We start from the raw sequence: 18,152 nt of genomic DNA, 5'->3' as shown, positions 1-18,152 counted from the left end.
ACCTCTCGTACGGGGGAGGGGAGACCGCGCTCTCCTCGGTTGCGTGTGCGGGGGCACGCGCGGAACGCAAGACGCAGTCCGAACCGAAACGGAGAACACGCTCATGGACCGCACGGACCTCGCCGGCAGAGAAGGCGCCGGAGGCACGGCCTCCTGCCCGTACGCCCTCGACGTGACCGGACGCGACCTCGCCGGCGAGGCCGCCGCGCTCAGGGCGCAGGGCCCGGCCGTCCGGGTCGAACTCCCCGGCGGGGTGGAGGCCTGGGCCGTCGTCCGCCAGGAGCACGTCGAACGGCTCCTCGTCGACCCGCGGGTCTCCAAGGACGCCCGCCGCCACTGGCCCGCCTTCGTCGAGGGCCGGATCACGCCCGAGTGGCCCCTGTACCCCTGGGTCGCCAACGAGAACATGCTCTTCTCGTACGGTGCCGAGCACGCCCGGCTGCGCCGCCTGGTCGCCGCGGCGTTCACCGCCCGCCGCACCGCGGCCCTGCGGCCCCGGATCGAGGAGATCACCGCCACGCTCCTCGACGGTCTCGCCGAGCGCCTCGCCTCGGGCGAACCGGTCGAACTGCGCACCGGCTACGCCGAACCGCTGCCCCTCCAGGTCATCTGCGAGCTCTTCGGCGTCGCCGAAGGCGGCGCCCGCGACGAACTCACCGCCGCCCTGCGCACGGTGTTCAGCTCCAGCGTCACCGCCGAGACCATGGAGGCCGCGCGCGGCAACGCCTTCCGGCTGCTCGGCGAACTCGTCGCCGCCCGCCGCGAGGTGCCCGGCGACGACCTGACCTCCTCGCTCATCGCCGCCCGTGACGGCGACGGTGACGACGCCCTCACCGAGAACGAACTCCTCGGCTCCCTCTTCCTGTTGATCGCCGCGGGCCAGGACACCACCGCGGCGCTCGTGGTCAACGCCGTAGCCGCGCTGCTCGGCGACCCCGAGCAGCTCGCGCACGTCCGGGCCGGCCGCGCCTCCTGGGACGACGTGGTCGCCGAGACCCTGCGCATCCACGGTCCGGCCGCCTACTCGCCGCTGCGCTTCGCCGTCGAGGACATCGAGCTCGACGGCGTGAAGATCGCCCAGGGCGACCCGATCCTGGTCAACTTCGCTGCGGGCGGCCTCGATCCGCAGCGGTACGGGCCGGACGCCGCCCGCTTCGACGTGCTGCGCGGCGATCGCGACAACCTCGGCTTCGGGCACGGCGTGCACCGCTGCCTGGGCGCCCCGCTCGCGACGCTGGAGGCGACCGTCGCCCTCGCCGCCCTCTTCGAGCGCTTCCCCGACCTGGAACTCGCCTGTGCCTCGGAGGAGTTGGCGCCGCTGCCGACCTTCCTCCTGAACGGCTACGGCGCGCTGCCGGTGCGGCTGCCCGCGCGCGACTGAGGTCCGCCGTCCGCTTCCGGGGCCCCCGTTCCTCCCGTTTCTCTGAAAAACCGCCCATCCGGTTTGTTATAGTGCGGGAGAGAGCGAGTGGTACGCGTTGTCACCCACGGCCAGTGACGGAGGCCCCTTGGCCAAGCAGGAGCGGGCGATTCGGACCCGTAACGCCCTTGTCGAGTCGGCGGCGGCGCTCTTCGACCGGGACGGCTTCGAGGTCGCCTCGCTCGCGACCATCAGCGCCCGCGCCGGAGTCAGCAGCGGAGCCCTGCACTTCCACTTCCCCAGCAAGGCGGCGCTGGCCGAGGCGGTCGTCGCGGCGGCCGGCGACCGGCTCGTACGGATCACCCGGGAGCGCGAGGCGCTGCCGCTGCAGTCCCTGATCGACGCCAGCCACGAGCTCGTCCAGGGGCTGCGGTCGGACCCCGTGCTGCGCGCGGGCTTCGCCCTGAGTGCCTGCCCGGAGCGCACGAGGACGGCCCGGGACCTGCGACGGATGTGGCGCGAGTGGGTCGAGAGCGTCGTGCTGCGGGCCGAGCGCGCGGGACTGCTCGCACCCGACGTGACGGCCCCGGACGTGGCGGCCGCCGTCGTTGCGGTGGCCGCGGGCCACGAGGCCCTGGGTCATCAGGACCCGCGCTGGCTGGAGCGGGCGCCGCTCACCCGCTTCTGGGCCTTCCTGCTGCCCCGGGTGGTCGGAGCCGCCCGGGTGGGGCTCTTCGTCGCCTCGGGCGACCCGGAGGCGGAGCCGGTCCGCCCCGCCGCCGAGCCGCGTGAGACCGTCGAGTGAGACCGGCGCGACCTTGACCGTCCCGGCGGGCGGGCATAGCGTCGGGCTGCGGGCGGCTGAGCAAGCGCTTAGGGGATCGGGAGAGAGGTCGTAACGTGGCCGAGCACCACACGGAGCCGCACACCGATCCCTCCGCGACCCCGCACAGCGATCCCTCCGCGCGCCCGCACAGCGATCCCTCCGCGACCCCGCACTCCGATTCCTTCGCGAGCCCGCACACCGATCCCTCTGCGGAGCCGCACGCTGCCCCCTCCACGAACCCGGATGCCGGTGAGGCGCCCGCGGGCCCGCACACCGACCCCTTCGCCGACCCGGCGCTCACCCGCCCGCTGACCGCACCCGGCGCGCCCTTCGCCGTCGAGGACGGCGTGTACGCGGGCGGGCCCCGGACCCTGCGCGAGTTCGTCGAGGCCACCTGGGGCTTCGGCGACCTTCCCTTCCTCGTCTCCGAGGACGGCGTGACCGGCTACCGCGCGTTCTTCGACGCCGCCTGCGGCCTCGCCCGCCGTCTCGTCGACGTGCACGGACTGCGCCCCGGCGACCGGGCGGTCGTCGCGATGCGCAACCACCCCGAATGGCACGTCGCCTTCTGGGCCGCCCAGCTCGCCGGGCTCGTCGCCGTGCCGCTCAACGCCTGGTGGACCGAGGACGAGTTCGCGTACGCCCTCGACGACTGCGCGCCGCGCGTCCTGCTCGTGGACGGCGAGCGGGTCCCGCGGGTCGCCGCCTGGGCCCGCGCCCGCGCCGTACCCGGGATCGTGTTCCACGGGGATCCGGACCGGGCGCTGCCCGAGGGCTTCGAGGCGTACGTCCCCGACACCGACCCGGTGCTCGGGCCGCCCGCGGTCGACGTGCTGCCCGAGCACGACGCCACGATCATCTACACCTCCGGCACCACCGGCCGTCCCAAGGGCGCCGTCGCCACCCATCTCGCGCAGGCGGGCGCGGCCATGAACCCGCGTTACTTCGCCGCCGCCTCCGCGCTGCGCCGCGGCAGCCGGCCGGGCGCCGGGCCCGCGCCGGTGTCGCTCACCACCTTCCCCTTCTTCCACGTGGCCGCCTTCACCTCCTTCTTCTCGGTCATGGCGGCCGGCGGCACCCTCGTCCTCATGCGCAAGTGGGACGTGGCCAAGGCCCTGGAGCTGATCCGCGTCCACGGCGTCACGCACTACGCGGGCGTCCCCACCACGGCCCTCCAGCTGCTGGACCTCGCCGAGCGCACCGGCGACCCGCTGGCCTCGCTCACCCAGCTCAACACCGGGGGAGCGGCCGCGCCGCCCGAGATCACGGCGCGTCTCGCCGCCGCGTACGGGGAGCGGATCGAGCCGCGCAACGGCTACGGACTCACTGAGACCTGCGGCGGCGTGCTCGCCAACTTCGGCGCCGAGTACCGCGCCCACCCCACCAGCGTCGGCCGGCCCACCCCGGTCACCGAGGTCCGGATCGACGCGCCGGACGCCGACGGCGTGGGCGAGCTGTGGCTGCGCGGCCAGTCCCTCGTGCGGGGCTACTGGGGCGACGAGGAGGCCACCCGCGCCGCGTTCACGGCCGACGGCTGGTTCCGCACCGGCGACCTCGCACGGGTCGCGGACGGCCGGGTCACCGTCGTCGACCGGATCAAGGACATGGTCGTCAGGGGCGGCGAGAACGTGTACTGCGTCGAGGTGGAGGGCGTGCTGCACGACCACCCGGACGTCGTCGAGGCCGCCGTCGTCGGCGTACCGCACCCCGCCCTCGGCGAGGAGGTCGCCGCCGTGGTCCGGCTCCGGCCGGGCGCGACGGCAGGTCCGGCGGACCTGCGCGCGCACGTCGGCGCACGGCTCGCCGCCTTCAAGGTGCCCGCGCACGTCCTCTTCCGGGACGCGGAGCTGCCGCGTAACGCGGCCGGGAAGGTCCTCAAGCGGGAACTGCGCGCGCAGGCTCAGGAGCGCGAGACGCGTATCCGGTAGCCGCCCGTCGCCGCGTCCTCGGCGAGGACGGTGACGCGGATGCCGTTGGTCCGGTCGGTGAAGCTCTCGCCCGGCCCGAACGGGGCGTCGGACAGCTCGGAGTGGACGTTGGGGCGGCGGGTGCAGCCGCCGCTGTCGTGGTCGCTGTCGGTCACGGTGACCGGCCCGTGCCCGGTGTCCACGTCCGTCTCGACCTTGTAGACGAGGACCCCCGTCTTGCAGACCGCCTCGTCGTTGCCCTCGCGGGTGCGCACCTCGATCGCGTAGCCGGAGGTGGTGGAGAGCGGGACGAAGGCGAGCTTGGGGCCGCCCGCGGTGGCGAGCGGGGTGAGCGTGTAGTCGAAGTCGCCGGCGCGGGAGGCGCAGCCGACCTGTTCGTCGTCGAGCCAGCCGAGCTTCCACTTGTGCCAGCCGAGCAGGTCGTTGTTGGCCCCCCAGTCCTCGGACATGATGTCCCAGTGCCCGACGGTGCCGCCGCCGTCGGAGGTGTAGAGGTCGGGCAGTCCGAAGACGTGGCCGTTCTCGTGCGGCAGGACCCGGTAGCCGGTCTCGGCGTACGTCCCCGAGCCGTCGTCCTGGCGGCTGTAGACGAAGGACGTGTTGGCGAGCGGGACGCCGTCCGCGTACGGGGCGTCGTCGTTGCCGGAGAAGGTCACGGACAGGACGGTGTCGAGGGCCGAGGGCCCGGCGTTCGGTGTGACCAGGACGTTGAGCAGGTCGTACGAGCTGAAGTCCACCCGTGCGTCGGCGGCCTTCACGATGTCCTCGACGAGCCCGCGGTAGCCCGGCTCGTACGGCGAGCCGCGCTCGACCCCGTAGGAGGCGAAGGGGCGGGGCATCCGCAGCCAGTCGGGTATCGGGGTCTCCGGGTGGTAGTGGAGGCGGCCGTACGAGCTGACGCGGAACCACTCGGAGGTCTGCGGGAAGAACTCGCGGAAGCGGCTCATGGCCGTGCCCTGTCCGGGTGCGTCCGGGAAGTCGATCATCAGGTTGAGGGCTCTGAGGCGGCCCGTGGAGCGGACGTATCCGGGGGCGGTGGGCAGGCCCTCCGACATCTGCACACCCATCGTCGTGGCGATCCGGCACGGTCCCAGCGGCGCTTCCCCGGGGCCGGCGGCCACCGGTCCCGCGGTGGCGGGGGCGGGGCCGGGCAGGGTCGTGCTGGCCGTTGCCAGGGCGGCGATCGCGAGAGCGGCCGCCGCGGCCAGGGCGATGGGTCTGCGTATGCGCCGGCGGGTGTCCTGCATGCGGTCGCCTCCTGTCCGCGCCGCGGTGACCGGCGCCGTGCGATCAGCCTGTGGCGGCGGGTCCGGGCGCGCGCGCCGGGTGGCCCGACCGGGGTATCCGAAGGCGAACAGGGGTGTGACTCAGGTCACAGGCCGAGAGGGAAATAACCGGGGATCCGTTCCCCGTTTATGACCGTGTCGACGAAGTGGGGACTCGGTCCCCGGATGACTCTGGGAGGTACGGCCGTGAGCAGCAGTGCCGATGTCGCGCCCGCGCGCCGCGTGCCCCGCCCGCGGGCGGACGCCCTGCGCAACCGCGAGCGGATCGTCACGGCCGCCCGCGAGATGTTCGTGGAGTCCGGCGCGCAGGTGCCGCTCGACGAGATCGCGCGCCGCGCCGGGGTGGGCAACGCCACGCTCTACCGCAACTTCCCCGAGCGCGCCGACCTCGTCCGCGAGGTCATCCTGTCCCTCACGGCCCGCATCACCGAGCGGGCCGCCGAGGCGGCCGAGCAGGAGAGCGACCCCTTCGCCGCCGTCCGCCGCTTCGTCCACGCCGCCGCCGACGAGCGGGTGGGCGCCCTGTGCCCGATGCTCGACGGCGACTTCGACAAGGACCACCCGGACCTGCTGGCCGGACGTTCGCGTCTGGAGGAGACCGTCCAGGAGCTCGTCGACCGGGCGCAGACCGCCGGCCGGATGCGGCCGGACGTCGGCGTCGGCGACCTGATGATCGCGGTCTCCCAGCTGACCCGGCCGCTGCCCGGCACGGCCTGTCTGAACATGGACCGGTTCGTCCACCGTCATCTGCAGGTGTTCCTGGACGGCCTCGAAGCGCCCGCGCGCTCCGAACTGCCGGGTTGCGCCGCGACTCTGGAGGGCCTGAGGGGCGAGGCCGGGCCCGCCTCGTAACCCACTGACCCGAGCCCGACCCCCCTACCCGCATCCCCTTACGTACGTCCCTTTTTCACCCTTTCGCGCCAAGAGGTGGCTACCCCCATGTCAAAAATCGCGTCCTCCCCGCCGGCCACGGCCGACCCCAGCCGCTGGAAAGCCCTCGGCTTCATCGCCCTGGCCCAGCTGATGGTCGTGCTCGACGCGACCATCGTGAACATCGCCCTGCCCACGGCCCAGCAGGACCTCGGGATCTCGGACGGCAACCGGCAGTGGGTCATCACCGCCTACGCGCTCGCCTTCGGCGGCCTGCTGCTCTTCGGCGGCCGGATCGCCGACCTGTGGGGCCGCAAGCGCGCCTTCGTCGTCGGTCTGATCGGTTTCGCCGCGGCCTCCGCGCTCGGCGGCGCCGCCACCGGCGAGGCGATGATGCTCGGCGCCCGTGCCCTCCAGGGCGCGTTCGGCGCGCTGCTCGCGCCCGCCGCCCTGTCGCTGCTCGCGGTGATGTTCACCGACGCCAAGGAGCGCGCCAAGGCCTTCGGCATCTACGGCGCGATCGCCGGTGGCGGTGGCGCCGTCGGCCTGATCCTCGGCGGCTTCCTCACCGAGTACCTGAACTGGCGCTGGACCTTCTTCGTCAACATCCCGTTCGCGATCGTCGCCGCGGCCGGTGCCTACTTCGTGATCCGTGAGCCGGCCGGCGGCCGCAACCGCTCGCCGCTCGACATCCCCGGCGTCGTCCTGTCCACCCTCGGCCTGGTCGCGCTCGTCTACGGCTTCACCCGCGCCGAGTCCGACGGCTGGACGGACCCGGTGACGGTCGGCATGTTCGTCGGCTCGCTCGTGCTGCTCGGCGCGTTCGTCCTCACCGAGAACCTGGTGAAGTCCCCGCTGCTGCCGCTGCGCGTGCTGACCGACCGCAACCGCGGCGGTGTCTACCTCTCCCTGGGCCTCGCGGTCATCGCGATGTTCGGCCTGTTCCTCTTCCTGACCTACTACCTCCAGGTCGTGAAGGGCTACTCGCCGGTCAAGACGGGCTTCGCCTTCCTGCCCATGATCGCGGGCATGATCGTCGGCTCCACCCAGATCGGCACCCGGCTGATGACCCGGGTCGCGCCGCGCCTCCTGATGGGCCCGGGCTTCCTGACCGCCGGCGTCGGCATGCTGCTGCTGACGCAGCTGGAGATCGGCTCCTCGTACGCGGGCCTGATCCTGCCCGCGCAGCTGCTGCTCGGCCTCGGCATGGGCACGGCCTTCATGCCGGCCATGTCACTGGCCACGCACGGCGTGGACCCGCGTGACGCCGGTGTGGCCTCCGCGATGGTCAACACCTCGCAGCAGGTCGGCGGCGCCATCGGTACGGCCCTGCTCAACACCATCGCCGCCTCGGCGACCACCGCGTACCTCACGGACAACGCGGCGGCCGCGACCAGCCCGGCGGCGCAGAAGCTGCTCCAGCTCCAGGGCATGGTCGAGGGCTACTCGGCGGCGATCTGGTGGGCGGTCGGCATCCTGGTCGTCTCGGCCGCGATCGCCTTCGCCCTGATCAACACCGGGAAGCCGGGAGCCGGGCCGGTGACCGGCCCGGGGTCCGGCGCGGACGTCGAGGACGAGGTGAAGATCCCGGTCGTCGCCCACTGAGCCCCGCCCACCCACCACCTGGCGCACCCTGCCCTGGCTCCGCTGGCCGTCAGCGGAGCCAGGGCAGGTCCGCGTTCGGGTCCGTGGGCTGGAGGCCCTCGGCGAGCGTCCGCATGATCGCGCCGAGCTGCCCGACCTGCTCCGGGGTGAGCCGGTCGAAGAGCGCCTGCCGTACGGCCTCGACGTGGCCGGGCGCGGTGCGGCGCAGCACCTCGTAGCCCTCGTCCGTCAGCGTGGCGAACTGGCCGCGCTTGTCGGAGGGGCATTCCTCGCGGGCCACCCAGCCGTTCTTCTCGAGCCGCGCGATCGCGTGCGAGAGCCGGGAGCGGGTGATCTTCACGTCCTTGGCCAGCTCCGTCATGCGCATCCGGCGCCGCGGTGCCTGGGAGAGCTGGACGAGCAGCCCGTAGTAGATGTGCGGCATCCCGGCGTCGCGTTGCAGCTGGCGGTCGAGATGGTCCTCCAGGAGGGTGGTGGCGTGGAGGTAGGAGCGCCAGGCGCGCTGTTCCTCGTCGCTGAGCCAGCGGGGTTCGGTCATGGGTCCATGGTACGACCAGTTCTTGAAAGTTGAACTAGATCGGGTCTAAGCTGTCCGTGAGCGTCAAGCTTGAAACTTCAAGGAACTTCTGGAACGGAGGCGGACGCCATGAACGCCACGCTCGAACGGAACCCCGCCCCCACGCGGATGCCGGCCCTCTACCTCTCCCACGGCGCCCCGCCGCTCGCCGACGACCCGGTCTGGCCCGGCGAGCTCGCCGCCTGGTCCGCGGACCTGCCCCGGCCCAAGGCGATCCTCGTCGTCTCCGCCCACTGGGAAGAGGCCCCGCTCGCCCTCGGCGCCACCGAGACCGTCCCCCTCGTCTACGACTTCTGGGGCTTTCCCGAGCACTACTACCGCGTGCGGTACGGGGCCCCCGGCGCGCCCGAGCTCGCCGAGTCCGTCCGCAAGCTGCTCCGCGCGCCCGGTACGCCGGTGCAGGACATCCCCGACCGGGGCCTGGACCACGGCGCGTACGTACCGCTGGTGGAGATGTTCCCGGCGGCCGACGTCCCGGTCCTCCAGATCTCCATGCCCACCCTCGACCCGCGCCGCCTGATGGATATCGGCCGCAAGCTGGCCCCGCTCCGCGACGAGGGCGTCCTGATCGTCGGCAGCGGCTTCTTCACCCACAACCTGGCCGCCCTGCGGCACACCGGCGTGCCCGGCTGGTCGGCCGAGTTCGACGCGTGGGGCCACGAGGCGCTCGCCGCGCACGACGTCGACGCGCTGCTCGACTTCGAGCACGCGTCACCCGCCGGCCGGCTCGCCCACCCGCGCACCGAACACTTCGCCCCGCTCTTCGTCGCCATGGGCGCGGCGGACGCGGCCGGCGACCTGGACCGGGAGCGGAGCGTGATCGACGGCTTCTGGATGGGTCTCGCGAAGCGCTCGGTCCAGTTCGGCTGAGCGCTGGGCAACCGGAAGGCGGTGGAAATCGTCCTCAGGGGTGGGAGCGGAGCCGAGGAAGCCACTGCTCCGGGTGTGATCGCGGTCTCACGCCCTCGCGGCCCCAGCGCTCCGTGAGGGCGTCCATGTCACCCTCCGTGCCCGCACTGACCTGCGCCTCCGCAGGTCCCGTCGGCGCACGCCTCCCCTCGACGGCGGCGCAGGATACTGCATGATCACGAAAATCCATGTGCCGGGTGGGAATTCTGTCCTGATTCCAGTCGTTGTTTCCGTCGGATGCAGGGCACCCGAGAGGGTGTCGCGACCTACTCAGCAAGGGAGCACGCATGGCAACCCGTGCCGTCGCCCGTCGTCAGTCGCCCGCCCCGAGCGGAGACAAGCGGGCAAGCAGCGTTCGCGCCGTGGGCGGGGAGATCGCCGACCGCGACCTGGTCGGCATGTACCTCGACGAGATCGCGCGCACGCCCCTGCTCGACGCCGCCAAGGAGGTCGAGCTCTCCCAGACGATCGAGGCCGGGGTGTACGCCCAGCAGATCCTCGACGGTGAGCTCGAAAGTGCGACCAAGGCGACCCGCGAGGAGCTCGAAGCGCTGGTCGCGGAGGGCGAGCGTGCCAAGGACCTCTTCATCAAGTCCAACCTGCGGCTCGTCGTCGCCGTGGCCCGGCGCTACCCGCGCAGCGGGCTCCCGCTGCTCGACCTGATCCAGGAGGGGAACGCGGGCCTGGTGCGCGCGGTCGAGAAGTTCGACTACGCGAAGGGCTTCAAGTTCTCCACGTACGCGACGTGGTGGATCCGCCAGGCCATCACCCGCTCCATAGCCGACCAGTCCCGCACCATCCGCCTCCCCGTCCACCTGGTGGAGGAGCTGGGCCGCATCCGCCGGGTGCAGCGCGAGTTCAACCGCGAGCACGGCCGCGAGCCGGAGCCCGCCGAGGTCGCGGCCGAGCTGGGCTCGACGCCCGAGCGGGTCACGGACGTCCTCGACTGGGCCCGCGACCCGGTCTCGCTCAACATGTCGGTGGACGACGAGGGCGAGACGCAGTTCGGTGACCTGCTGGAGGACACCTCGGCGATCTCCCCGGAGCAGTCCGTCCTGACCCTCCTCCGCAGCGAGGAGCTGGACGACCTGATCGACAAGCTCGACAACCGCACGGCCTCGATCATCCGTATGCGCTACGGCATCGAGGACGGCCGCGAGCGCACCCTCACGGAGGTCGGCAAGGAACACGGCCTGACCCGGGAGCGCATCCGCCAGATCGAGAAGCACGCGCTGCTCGAACTCAAGAAGATGGCCCGCGACACGGGCTTCGACGCGGTGGCCTAGAGCGACCGGCGGCCATCGACGGGCTCCGCATGCCCCACGGACGGGAGCGGGGGCCGTGGAGGTGGCCGTGTTCGGGACGTAAAGCGTGATTTGTGGCGCGGAAAGAGACCCTCAGCCTGGCTGGGACCAGACCGCGCCGTAAATCATGCAGTCCCGGACGCGGCCACCGGAGCGGCCCCCGCGCCACCCACGACGGGCAAGGCGCCCGGCGCCGGGCCACCCACCGCGGGGTGAGCCGCTCAGCGGCGCTCCGTCGCCGCGCCCAGCCGCGCCCCCAACTCCTCCGCGTACGTACGCAGCGACTCCGGACCGTGGATGGTGAACGCCGCGTCCACGAGCGCCAGCCGCACCGCCAGCCACTCGACGGAGTCGGCGGTCCGTACCCGCAGCCGGCAGCTCGTGTCCCCGTCGGGAACGGGTGCCAGATGGGCCGGCAGCCGCCCCGCGACGAACTCGGCCGGCGCCTCGAAACTCACGTCCAGGTCGATCTCGGGCTGCGCCCGTGCCATGGAGCGGGCCATGTACGCCGCCGCGTCGCCCGCCGGCAGCTCGCGCGGCGAGAAGCGCGCCCCCGTCGGGAACGGCTCGCTGACCCGGTCGACCCGGAAGGTCCGCCAGTCCTCGCGCCCCATGTCGTACGCGACGAGGTACCAGCGCCGCCCCGTCGACACCAGGCGGTACGGCTCGACCAGCCGCTTCGTCTCGGTGCCGTCGCCCGCCCGGTAGCCGAAGCGCAGCCGCTCCTGCCCCGTCACCGCGCCCGCGAGCGCGGTCAGCGTCTGCGGTGCGACGGTTGCGCCGTCCCCGCGGGTCAGCGGGATCGTGGCGTTCTGGAGGGTCGAGACCCGGTGCCGCAGCCGGGACGGCAGCACCTGCTCCAGCTTGGCCAGGGCCCGTACGGAGGCCTCCTCGACGCCCTCGATGGCGTGCCCGGCGCCCGCGCGCAGCCCGACCGCGATGGCCACGGCCTCCTCGTCGTCGAGGAGCAGCGGCGGCATGGCCGTACCGGCGACGAGCCGGTAGCCGCCCACCGCGCCCTTGGTCGCCTCGACCGGATAGCCGAGGTCGCGCAGCCGGTCGATGTCCCTGCGGATGGTGCGCGGCGAGACCGAGAGCCGGTCGGCGAGCTCGCTGCCGGGCCACTCGCGCGGGGTCTGGAGGAGCGACAGCAGATTCAGGAGTCGTGCCGGAGTGTCCGTCATGCGTTCCAGGATGCGACGCATCTAGGACATCAGCTGACCTATATGACCTCTACGTTGATCCCATGAGTTCACACGACGCCGTCAGGGATGCGGCAACCGCCGACAACGCGGACAAGAGGCGCTGGATCGCCCTCGCCATCGTCATGACCGCCGCCTTCATGGACCTGGTCGACGCCACGATCGTCAACATCGCGATACCCAGCATCGAGCGGGACCTCGGCGCCTCGTTCGGTGCGATCCAGTGGATCACCGCCGGCTACGCGCTCGCGTTCGCCGCCGGTCTGATCACCGGCGGCCGGCTCGGTGACATCTACGGCCGCAGGCGCCTCTTCCTCCTCGGCACGGCGGGCTTCACCGTCGCGTCCGCGCTCTGCGGCCTCGCCGCCAACCAGGAGATGCTGGTCGGCTCCCGCCTCCTCCAGGGCGCGGCGGCGGCGCTGATGGTGCCGCAGGTCCTGTCGATCGTGCACGTCACGTTCCCGGCGCACGAGCGGGGCAAGGTCTTCGGCATGTTCGGCGCGATCATCGGCCTCGGCGCGGTGTCCGGGCCGCTGCTCGGCGCGCTGCTCACGCAGTGGAACATCGCGGGCCTGGAGTGGCGTCCGATCTTCCTCATCAACCTGCCGGTCGGCGTCGCGGCCCTGATCCTGGGCCGCAGGTTCATCACCGAGTCGAAGGCGCCGCAGGCCCTCCGTCTCGACCTGGTGGGCGTGGTCCTGGTGACGGTCGCGCTGCTGATGCTGATCTACCCGCTGACCCGTGGCCGCGAGCTGGACTGGCCGCTGTGGGGCCACCTGATGATGGCCGGCAGCCTCGTCGTGTTCGCCGCGCTCGTCGCGTACGAGAAGTACAAGACGCGCAAGGACGGCTCGCCGCTCGTCGAGCTGTCGCTGTTCAAGGTGAAGTCCTTCGCGGCCGGCATCGCCGTCCAGCTGACCTTCGGCGTCGTGCTGGGCATCTTCTTCCTGGTCTGGACGCTCTACATGCAGATCGGGCTGGGCTGGAGCCCGCTGAAGGCCGGTCTGACCGGTGTGCCGTTCTCCATCGCGGTCTCCGCCGCGGCGGGCCTGTCGGTGCAGGCGCTCGTGCCGCGCTTCGGCCGGAAGGTCCTCCAGGCGGGCGCGCTGACCATGGTCGCGGGCATCCTGCTCTACTTCTTCGTCGCGGGCCGGTACGGCACGGAGATCAGCCCGTGGCAGATGATCCCGCCGCTGATGGTGATGGGTCTGGGCATGGGCCTGATCGTGGCGCCGCTGACGGACGCGGTGCTCTCGGAGGTGCCGCGTGAGCACGCGGGTTCCGCCTCGGGTCTGATCAACACGACCGGGCAGATGGGCAACGCGCTGGGCCTCGGTCTGGTGTCGGTGGTGTTCTTCGGGACGATCGACGAGAAGCGGCTCGGGGCGTTCCCGGCGGAGACGGGCGCGGCCTTCACGAACGCCTTCCAGAACTCGCTGGGCTGGGCGGCCGCGGTCCTCGCCGGCATCTTCCTGGTGATGTTCGCGCTGCCGGCGAAGCCGAAGCAGCACGTCGAGGGCTCCCAGGACGAGCCGGCGGACGCCGGCGACCCGGGGGAGCCGGTCAAGGAGCCGGCTCTGGTGAGCTGACGACGGCCGAGGCCGGCGGGCACCTTGCGCCGCCCGTCGGCAGGCCATCCGTACGACGAAGGGCCCCGGGAGACCGGGGCCCTTCGTCGCGCCGGTCCGGACCTCCGGCCGGGGCCGGAGGTCCGGACATGACGGCGCAGACCCCAATAGTGCCCGTTCATGCCCGACTGAATGCCCGACTCCGTTTACTTTCCCGAAAAGCGGGCGTAGCCTCGCAGTGAAACCACAGGTTCGGGCATGGAACGGACGTAAACCCACATGTACGCACCGGAGCGCCAGCAAGCGATCCTCCGCCTCGCCCGCGAGAGCGGCCGGGTCGACGTGCTCTCCCTCGCCGAGGAGTTCCAGGTCACCGCCGAGACCGTACGGCGCGACCTCAAGGCCCTCGACCGCGCCGGGCTCGTCCGCCGCGTCCACGGCGGCGCCATACCCGCCGGCGGGCTCGACTTCGAGCCCGACCTCGCCGAGCGCGAGACCACCGCCGCCGACGAGAAGGACCGCATCGTCCGCGCCGCCCTCGCCGAACTGCCCGAGGAGGGCAGCGTCGTCCTCGACGCCGGCACCACGGTCGCCCGGCTCGCCGCCGAGTTCCCGCTCGACCGCGCGCTGACCGTCGTCACCCACGCGCTGCCCGTCGCCGCCCGGCTCGCCGACCACCCCGGCATCGACCTCCACCTCGTCGGCGGCCGGGTCCGGCACCGCACCCGCGCCGCCGTCGACGCCTGGGCCCTGCGCGCGTACGGCGAGATCCGCGCCGACGTCGCCTTCCTCGGCGCCAACGGCTTCTCGCCCGAACACGGTCTCACCACTCCCGACCTCGCCGAGGCCGCCGTCAAGCGGGCCGTGCTCGCCTCCGCCCGCCGGGTCGTGCTGCTCGCCGACTCGGCCAAGCACGGGCAGGAGCACTTCGCCCGCTTCGGCTCCCTCACCGACGTCGACCTGCTCATCACCGACAGCGGGCTCAGCCCCGAGGACGCCGCGGCGATCGAGGCCGCGGGAACGGAAGTCGTACGCACATGATCCTCACCGTCACTCCCAACCCGTCCCTGGACCGGACCTACGAGGTCCCGGCCCTGGAGCGCGGCGAGGTGCTGCGAGCCTCCGGCGAGCGGGTCGACCCGGGAGGCAAGGGCGTCAACGTCTCCCGCGCCGTCGCCGCCGCCGGACACCGCACCGTCGCCGTCGTCCCGCTGGGCGGCGCGCCGGGCGCGCTGGTCGCCGACCTCCTCTCCGCCCAGGGCATCGAGGTCGCGCCCGTGCCGGTCGCCGGCCACACCCGCTCCAACATCGCGATCGCCGAGCCGGACGGCACGCTGACGAAGGTCAACGCGCCGGGCCCGGAGCTGAGCCCGGAGGAGTCGGAGACCCTCCTCGCCGCCGTCGGCGCGTACTCGCCCGCCGCCGACTGGATCGCCTGCTGCGGCAGCCTGCCGCGCGGCCTGGCCCCCGAGTGGTACGCCGAGCTGGTCACCCGCGCCCACGGCGCCGGCGCCCGGATCGCCCTCGACACCTCGGGCCCCTCGCTGCTCGCCGCGCTCGCCGCCCGCCCCGACGTCGTCAAGCCCAACGCGGAGGAGCTCGCCGAGGCCGTCGGCCGCCCGCTCGCCACCGTCGGCGACGCCGTCAAGGCGGCCGAGGAGCTACGGGAGCGGGGCGCGGGCACGGTGCTCGCGAGCCTCGGCGCCGACGGCCAGCTCCTCGTCACGGGCGAGGGCGTCTGGTACGGCTCCGCCGCCGTGACCGCCGTCCGCTCGAACGTCGGCGCGGGCGACGCCTCGCTCGCCGGATTCCTGGCGGCGGGCGGCGAGGGCCCCGTGGCCCTGGCCGCCGCGCTCGCCCACGGCGCCGCCGCCGTGCAACTGCCGGGCAGCCAGATGCCCACCCCGGCGGACCTCGACCCGTCGGCCGTCACGGTGACCGCCGACGTACCTCTGGACCTCGTCCTCAGCGAGCAAGGGAGCCCGCGATGAGCACCATGATCACCGCGGACCTGGTCGACCTCGACCTGTCCGCCGAAACCAAGGAGGCGGCCGCCCGTTCGCTCGCCGAGCGCATGGCCGCCCTGGGCCGGGTCACCGACCTGGACGGTTTCCTGGCGGACGTCGCCGCCCGCGAGGCCCAGATGCCGACGGGCCTCGACGGCGGCATCGGCATCCCGCACTGCCGCAGCGCCCACGTCACCGAACCGACCCTGGCCTTCGGCCGCTCGGCGGCGGGCATCGACTTCGGGGCCTTCGACGGCCCGGCCGACCTGATCTTCCTCATCGCCGCCCCGGCGGGAGCGGACGACGCCCACCTGACGATCCTGTCCTCCCTGGCCCGCCAGCTGATGGACGAGCAGTTCACCACGGCCCTCCGCTCGGCGACCTCGGCGGCGGCAGCGGCGGCGCTGATCGCGGGCGAGGAGCCGGTGGGGGAGCCGGCGGGGGAGTCGGCACCGGGCGAGGAGCCGGCGGGTGAGTCGGCACCGGTCGAGGCTCAGGCGGAGGAGCCGGCGGGTGAGTCGGCACCGGTCAACGCTCAGGCGGAGGCCCCGCCTGGGGAGGCCCCCGCTCCGGACGAGCCCTTCCGGATCGTCGCCGTCACCTCCTGCCCCACCGGCATCGCACACACCTACATGGCCGCCGAGGCCCTGGAGCGGGCCGGTGCGGCGGCGGGCGTGGAGGTCGTGGTCGAGACGCAGGGCTCCGCCGGGTTCACCAGGCTCGACCCGGCGGTCGTGGCCGCCGCCGACGGCGTGATCTTCGCGCACGACGTGCCGGTCCGGGAGAAGGAACGATTCGCTGGAAAGCCGACGGTCGACGTCGGCGTGAAGGCGGGCATCAACCGTCCCGCCGAACTCGTCGCCGAGGTCCGCGACAAGGCCGCCCGCGGCGAGGTCGCCGCGCCCGACGCCGCACCCGGCAGGCCCACTCCCGTGGAGAACGCCGGCGGGCCCGACGAGGGCTACGGCACCAAGCTCCGCAAGTGGCTGATGTCCGGCGTCAGTTACATGGTCCCGTTCGTCGCCGCCGGCGGCCTCCTCATCGCCCTCGGCTTCGCGCTCGGCGGCTGGGACATCAACCAGGCCCCGTCCGTGGCCGAGCACTTCGACTGGGGCCAGGTCGACAGCTGGGCCGCCCTGATGTTCCAGACCGGCGGCCTCGCCTTCGGCTTCCTCGTACCGGTCCTCGCCGGCTACATCGCGTACGGCATGGCCGACCGCCCCGGTCTCGTTCCCGGCTTCGTCGGCGGCGCCGTCGCGCTCACCATCAACGCGGGCTTCCTCGGCGGCCTGGTCGCCGGTCTCGTCGCGGGCGGCACCGTCCTCGCCATCCAGAAGGTGCGGATACCTCCCGTCCTCAGGGGCATCATGCCGGTGGTCGTGATCCCGCTGCTGTCCTCGATGGTGGTCGGCTTCCTGATGTTCCTCGTGATCGGCAAGCCGATCGCGAGCCTCCAGAAGGCCCTCACCGACTGGCTGTCCGGCCTCTCCGGTGCCAACGCGGTGATCCTCGGCGTCATCCTCGGCCTGATGATGTGCTTCGACCTCGGCGGCCCGGTCAACAAGGTCGCGTACGCCTTCGCCGTCGGCGGCCTCGCCAACCCGAACGAGGGCTCCCTCAAGGTCATGGCTGCCGTGATGGCCGCGGGCATGGTCCCGCCGCTCGCGATGGCGCTCGCCACGACCGTCCGCGGCCGGCTCTTCACCCGGGCCGAACGCGAGAACGGCAAGGCGGCGTGGGTGCTCGGCGCGTCCTTCATCACCGAGGGCGCCATCCCGTTCGCCGCCGCCGACCCGCTGCGGGTCATCCCCGCGGCGATGGCGGGCGGCGCGGTCACCGGCGCGCTGTCGATGGCCTTCGAGTGCACGCTGCGCGCCCCGCACGGCGGTGTCTTCGTGATCCCGCTGATCGGCAACCCGCTGCTGTACCTGGTCGCGATCGTGGCGGGCACGCTCGTCAGCGCGGGACTGGTCATCCTCCTCAAGGGCGCGCGGAAGCGGGCGCCGGAGGAGCAGCGGGCCGAGGCCGCGGCAGAAGTGACCGTCGCGGCCTGACCCGGCCCGGCCCTGACAGGAGGGCCGAGCCACGAGGGGCGGTGCACCACCGGCACAAAGGCGGGGGCACCGCCCCTTGGCCATCCGCGCCGCTACGAGCGCTTCGGCTTCGCCTTGGGTTCCTTCGGCAGATAGTTCGGGTCGGCACCGCTCAGGCCGAACCGGCGCTTCAGGTCACCCGGAGAGGGACTGGTGAGGAGCGTCCACACCTCGTTGCAGGCGAGGGTGTCGGTGTCCTGATCGACGGTGCAGATGGTCTCGTACACCTGGCCTGTCCTGGTCAGCACCTGGATCGACGTGCCGTTGGCCTGGCTCGCGACCGCCACCGAGCAGGCGTCCGTCGGGTAGCTGTCGTTCGGGTCCCCGTCGGTCAGGTCGTACCACGTGTACGCGCCCACGGTGGGCCTGATCTGCCGGATGCCGGCGTAGGTGATCCCGCCGCTGATGGCGGCCTTCACCTCGTTGCTCTCGTTGGGCAGGTAGGCGTCGACGTCGTTGCACGCCCCGGTGGGACCGGTCGCGCCCGTGGCACCGGTGGCGCCGGTGGGCCCGGTCGGGCCGGTGGGCCCGGTCGGTCCGGTCGGGCCAGTGGGCCCGGCAGGTCCGGTGTCACCGGTGGCGCCGGTGGCGCCGGTCGGGCCCGTGGGGCCGGTGGGG

At 72.9% G+C, this 18,152-nt stretch carries 14 protein-coding genes and 1 pseudogene; 11 read left to right on the top strand and 4 right to left on the bottom strand.

Going from position 1 to position 18,152, the window contains the following annotated elements:
* Positions 1-103 precede the first annotated feature (103 nt).
* From ACFY8W_RS34005 to ACFY8W_RS33995, 3 genes are all read left to right on the top strand, one after another.
* The gene (locus ACFY8W_RS34005) at positions 104-1,381 is read left to right on the top strand and encodes a cytochrome P450 (RefSeq protein ID WP_391113869.1); all 1,278 of its coding nucleotides are present in this window, start codon (positions 104-106) and stop codon (positions 1,379-1,381) included.
* Positions 1,382-1,508: 127 nt separating this feature from the next.
* Complete coding sequence (locus tag ACFY8W_RS34000) at positions 1,509-2,165, top strand: ScbR family autoregulator-binding transcription factor (RefSeq protein ID WP_391113867.1); 657 nt, start codon at positions 1,509-1,511, stop codon at positions 2,163-2,165.
* A gap of 329 nt (positions 2,166-2,494) precedes the next feature.
* Entirely contained in the window at positions 2,495-4,114 is a 1,620-nt protein-coding gene (locus ACFY8W_RS33995; RefSeq protein ID WP_391114228.1) for an AMP-binding protein, read from the top strand.
* Here the strand turns inward: ACFY8W_RS33995 and ACFY8W_RS33990 are convergent.
* Positions 4,087-5,361 carry a M6 family metalloprotease domain-containing protein gene (locus tag ACFY8W_RS33990; RefSeq protein WP_391113865.1) on the bottom strand — a complete coding sequence of 425 codons (1,275 nt, stop codon included), beginning with the start codon at positions 5,359-5,361 and terminating at the stop codon, positions 4,087-4,089. The genes ACFY8W_RS33995 and ACFY8W_RS33990 overlap by 28 nt on opposite strands.
* Positions 5,362-5,586: 225 nt before the next feature.
* On the opposite strand from ACFY8W_RS33990, the gene ACFY8W_RS33985 reads away from it, so the two are divergent.
* A complete protein-coding gene (locus ACFY8W_RS33985) occupies positions 5,587-6,252 on the top strand; it encodes a TetR family transcriptional regulator (RefSeq protein ID WP_391113863.1) in 666 nt (221 codons plus the stop codon).
* 87 nt (positions 6,253-6,339) lie between these two features.
* Positions 6,340-7,875, top strand: coding sequence for a DHA2 family efflux MFS transporter permease subunit (locus ACFY8W_RS33980; RefSeq protein ID WP_391113860.1), 1,536 nt, complete (start codon positions 6,340-6,342; stop codon positions 7,873-7,875).
* 49 nt (positions 7,876-7,924) lie between these two features.
* Here ACFY8W_RS33980 and ACFY8W_RS33975 read toward each other — a convergent pair whose 3' ends face one another.
* Positions 7,925-8,413: a MarR family transcriptional regulator gene (locus tag ACFY8W_RS33975; RefSeq protein WP_391113857.1), complete on the bottom strand. Its 489-nt coding sequence runs from the start codon at positions 8,411-8,413 to the stop codon at positions 7,925-7,927.
* A 108-nt stretch (positions 8,414-8,521) separates the two neighbouring features.
* Here ACFY8W_RS33975 and ACFY8W_RS33970 point away from each other — a divergent pair, with 108 nt between their 5' ends.
* Together ACFY8W_RS33970 and ACFY8W_RS33965 are read left to right on the top strand one after the other, a co-directional pair.
* Entirely contained in the window at positions 8,522-9,322 is an 801-nt protein-coding gene (locus ACFY8W_RS33970; protein WP_391113854.1) for a dioxygenase, read from the top strand.
* 326 nt (positions 9,323-9,648) lie between these two features.
* Complete coding sequence (locus ACFY8W_RS33965) at positions 9,649-10,647, top strand: sigma-70 family RNA polymerase sigma factor (RefSeq protein WP_391113851.1); 999 nt, start codon at positions 9,649-9,651, stop codon at positions 10,645-10,647.
* A gap of 239 nt (positions 10,648-10,886) precedes the next feature.
* On the opposite strand, the gene ACFY8W_RS33960 is transcribed toward ACFY8W_RS33965, so the two are convergent.
* Positions 10,887-11,849 (bottom strand): WYL domain-containing protein, encoded by a 963-nt coding sequence (locus tag ACFY8W_RS33960; protein ID WP_391113848.1) that lies wholly within the window; start codon positions 11,847-11,849, stop codon positions 10,887-10,889.
* Positions 11,850-11,911: 62 nt separating this feature from the next.
* Between ACFY8W_RS33960 and ACFY8W_RS33955 the strand changes: the two genes are divergently transcribed.
* From ACFY8W_RS33955 to ACFY8W_RS33940, 4 genes are all read left to right on the top strand, one after another.
* A complete protein-coding gene (locus ACFY8W_RS33955) occupies positions 11,912-13,456 on the top strand; it encodes a DHA2 family efflux MFS transporter permease subunit (RefSeq protein ID WP_391113845.1) in 1,545 nt (514 codons plus the stop codon).
* 258 nt (positions 13,457-13,714) lie between these two features.
* Positions 13,715-14,476, top strand: coding sequence for a DeoR family transcriptional regulator (locus ACFY8W_RS33950; RefSeq protein ID WP_391113843.1), 762 nt, complete (start codon positions 13,715-13,717; stop codon positions 14,474-14,476).
* Positions 14,473-15,426: a 1-phosphofructokinase gene (pfkB, locus tag ACFY8W_RS33945; protein ID WP_391113840.1), complete on the top strand. Its 954-nt coding sequence runs from the start codon at positions 14,473-14,475 to the stop codon at positions 15,424-15,426. The genes ACFY8W_RS33950 and pfkB overlap by 4 nt, the downstream gene beginning before the upstream one ends.
* The gene (locus ACFY8W_RS33940) at positions 15,423-17,495 is read left to right on the top strand and encodes a fructose-specific PTS transporter subunit EIIC (protein ID WP_391113838.1); all 2,073 of its coding nucleotides are present in this window, start codon (positions 15,423-15,425) and stop codon (positions 17,493-17,495) included. Before pfkB ends, ACFY8W_RS33940 begins: the two co-directional genes overlap by 4 nt.
* A 92-nt stretch (positions 17,496-17,587) precedes the next feature.
* On the opposite strand, the pseudogene ACFY8W_RS33935 reads toward ACFY8W_RS33940, so the two are convergent.
* Positions 17,588-18,152 (bottom strand): annotated as a pseudogene (locus ACFY8W_RS33935) (hypothetical protein); the annotation flags it as partial.

This window comes from Streptomyces sp. NPDC012637, assembly GCF_042954805.1.
Classification (GTDB): Bacteria; Actinomycetota; Actinomycetes; order Streptomycetales; family Streptomycetaceae; genus Streptomyces.
Note: the sequence above shows the minus strand (reverse complement) of the source record. Positions and strands in the feature narration are given on the sequence as shown.

What these genes read in the sequence shown, in the direction of transcription:
- ACFY8W_RS33955 (WP_391113845.1), top strand. Translation starts at nt 11,912, where the DNA reads ATGAGTTCACACGACGCCGTCAGGGATGCGGCAACCGCCGACAACGCG.
- ACFY8W_RS33965 (WP_391113851.1), top strand. Translation starts at nt 9,649, where the DNA reads ATGGCAACCCGTGCCGTCGCCCGTCGTCAGTCGCCCGCCCCGAGCGGA.
- ACFY8W_RS33940 (WP_391113838.1), top strand. Translation starts at nt 15,423, where the DNA reads ATGAGCACCATGATCACCGCGGACCTGGTCGACCTCGACCTGTCCGCC.
- ACFY8W_RS33970 (WP_391113854.1), top strand. Translation starts at nt 8,522, where the DNA reads ATGAACGCCACGCTCGAACGGAACCCCGCCCCCACGCGGATGCCGGCC.
- pfkB (WP_391113840.1), top strand. Translation starts at nt 14,473, where the DNA reads ATGATCCTCACCGTCACTCCCAACCCGTCCCTGGACCGGACCTACGAG.
- ACFY8W_RS33950 (WP_391113843.1), top strand. Translation starts at nt 13,715, where the DNA reads ATGTACGCACCGGAGCGCCAGCAAGCGATCCTCCGCCTCGCCCGCGAG.
- ACFY8W_RS33990 (WP_391113865.1), bottom strand. Translation starts at nt 5,361, where the DNA reads ATGCAGGACACCCGCCGGCGCATACGCAGACCCATCGCCCTGGCCGCG.
- ACFY8W_RS33980 (WP_391113860.1), top strand. Translation starts at nt 6,340, where the DNA reads ATGTCAAAAATCGCGTCCTCCCCGCCGGCCACGGCCGACCCCAGCCGC.
- ACFY8W_RS34005 (WP_391113869.1), top strand. Translation starts at nt 104, where the DNA reads ATGGACCGCACGGACCTCGCCGGCAGAGAAGGCGCCGGAGGCACGGCC.
- ACFY8W_RS33960 (WP_391113848.1), bottom strand. Translation starts at nt 11,849, where the DNA reads ATGACGGACACTCCGGCACGACTCCTGAATCTGCTGTCGCTCCTCCAG.
- ACFY8W_RS33975 (WP_391113857.1), bottom strand. Translation starts at nt 8,413, where the DNA reads ATGACCGAACCCCGCTGGCTCAGCGACGAGGAACAGCGCGCCTGGCGC.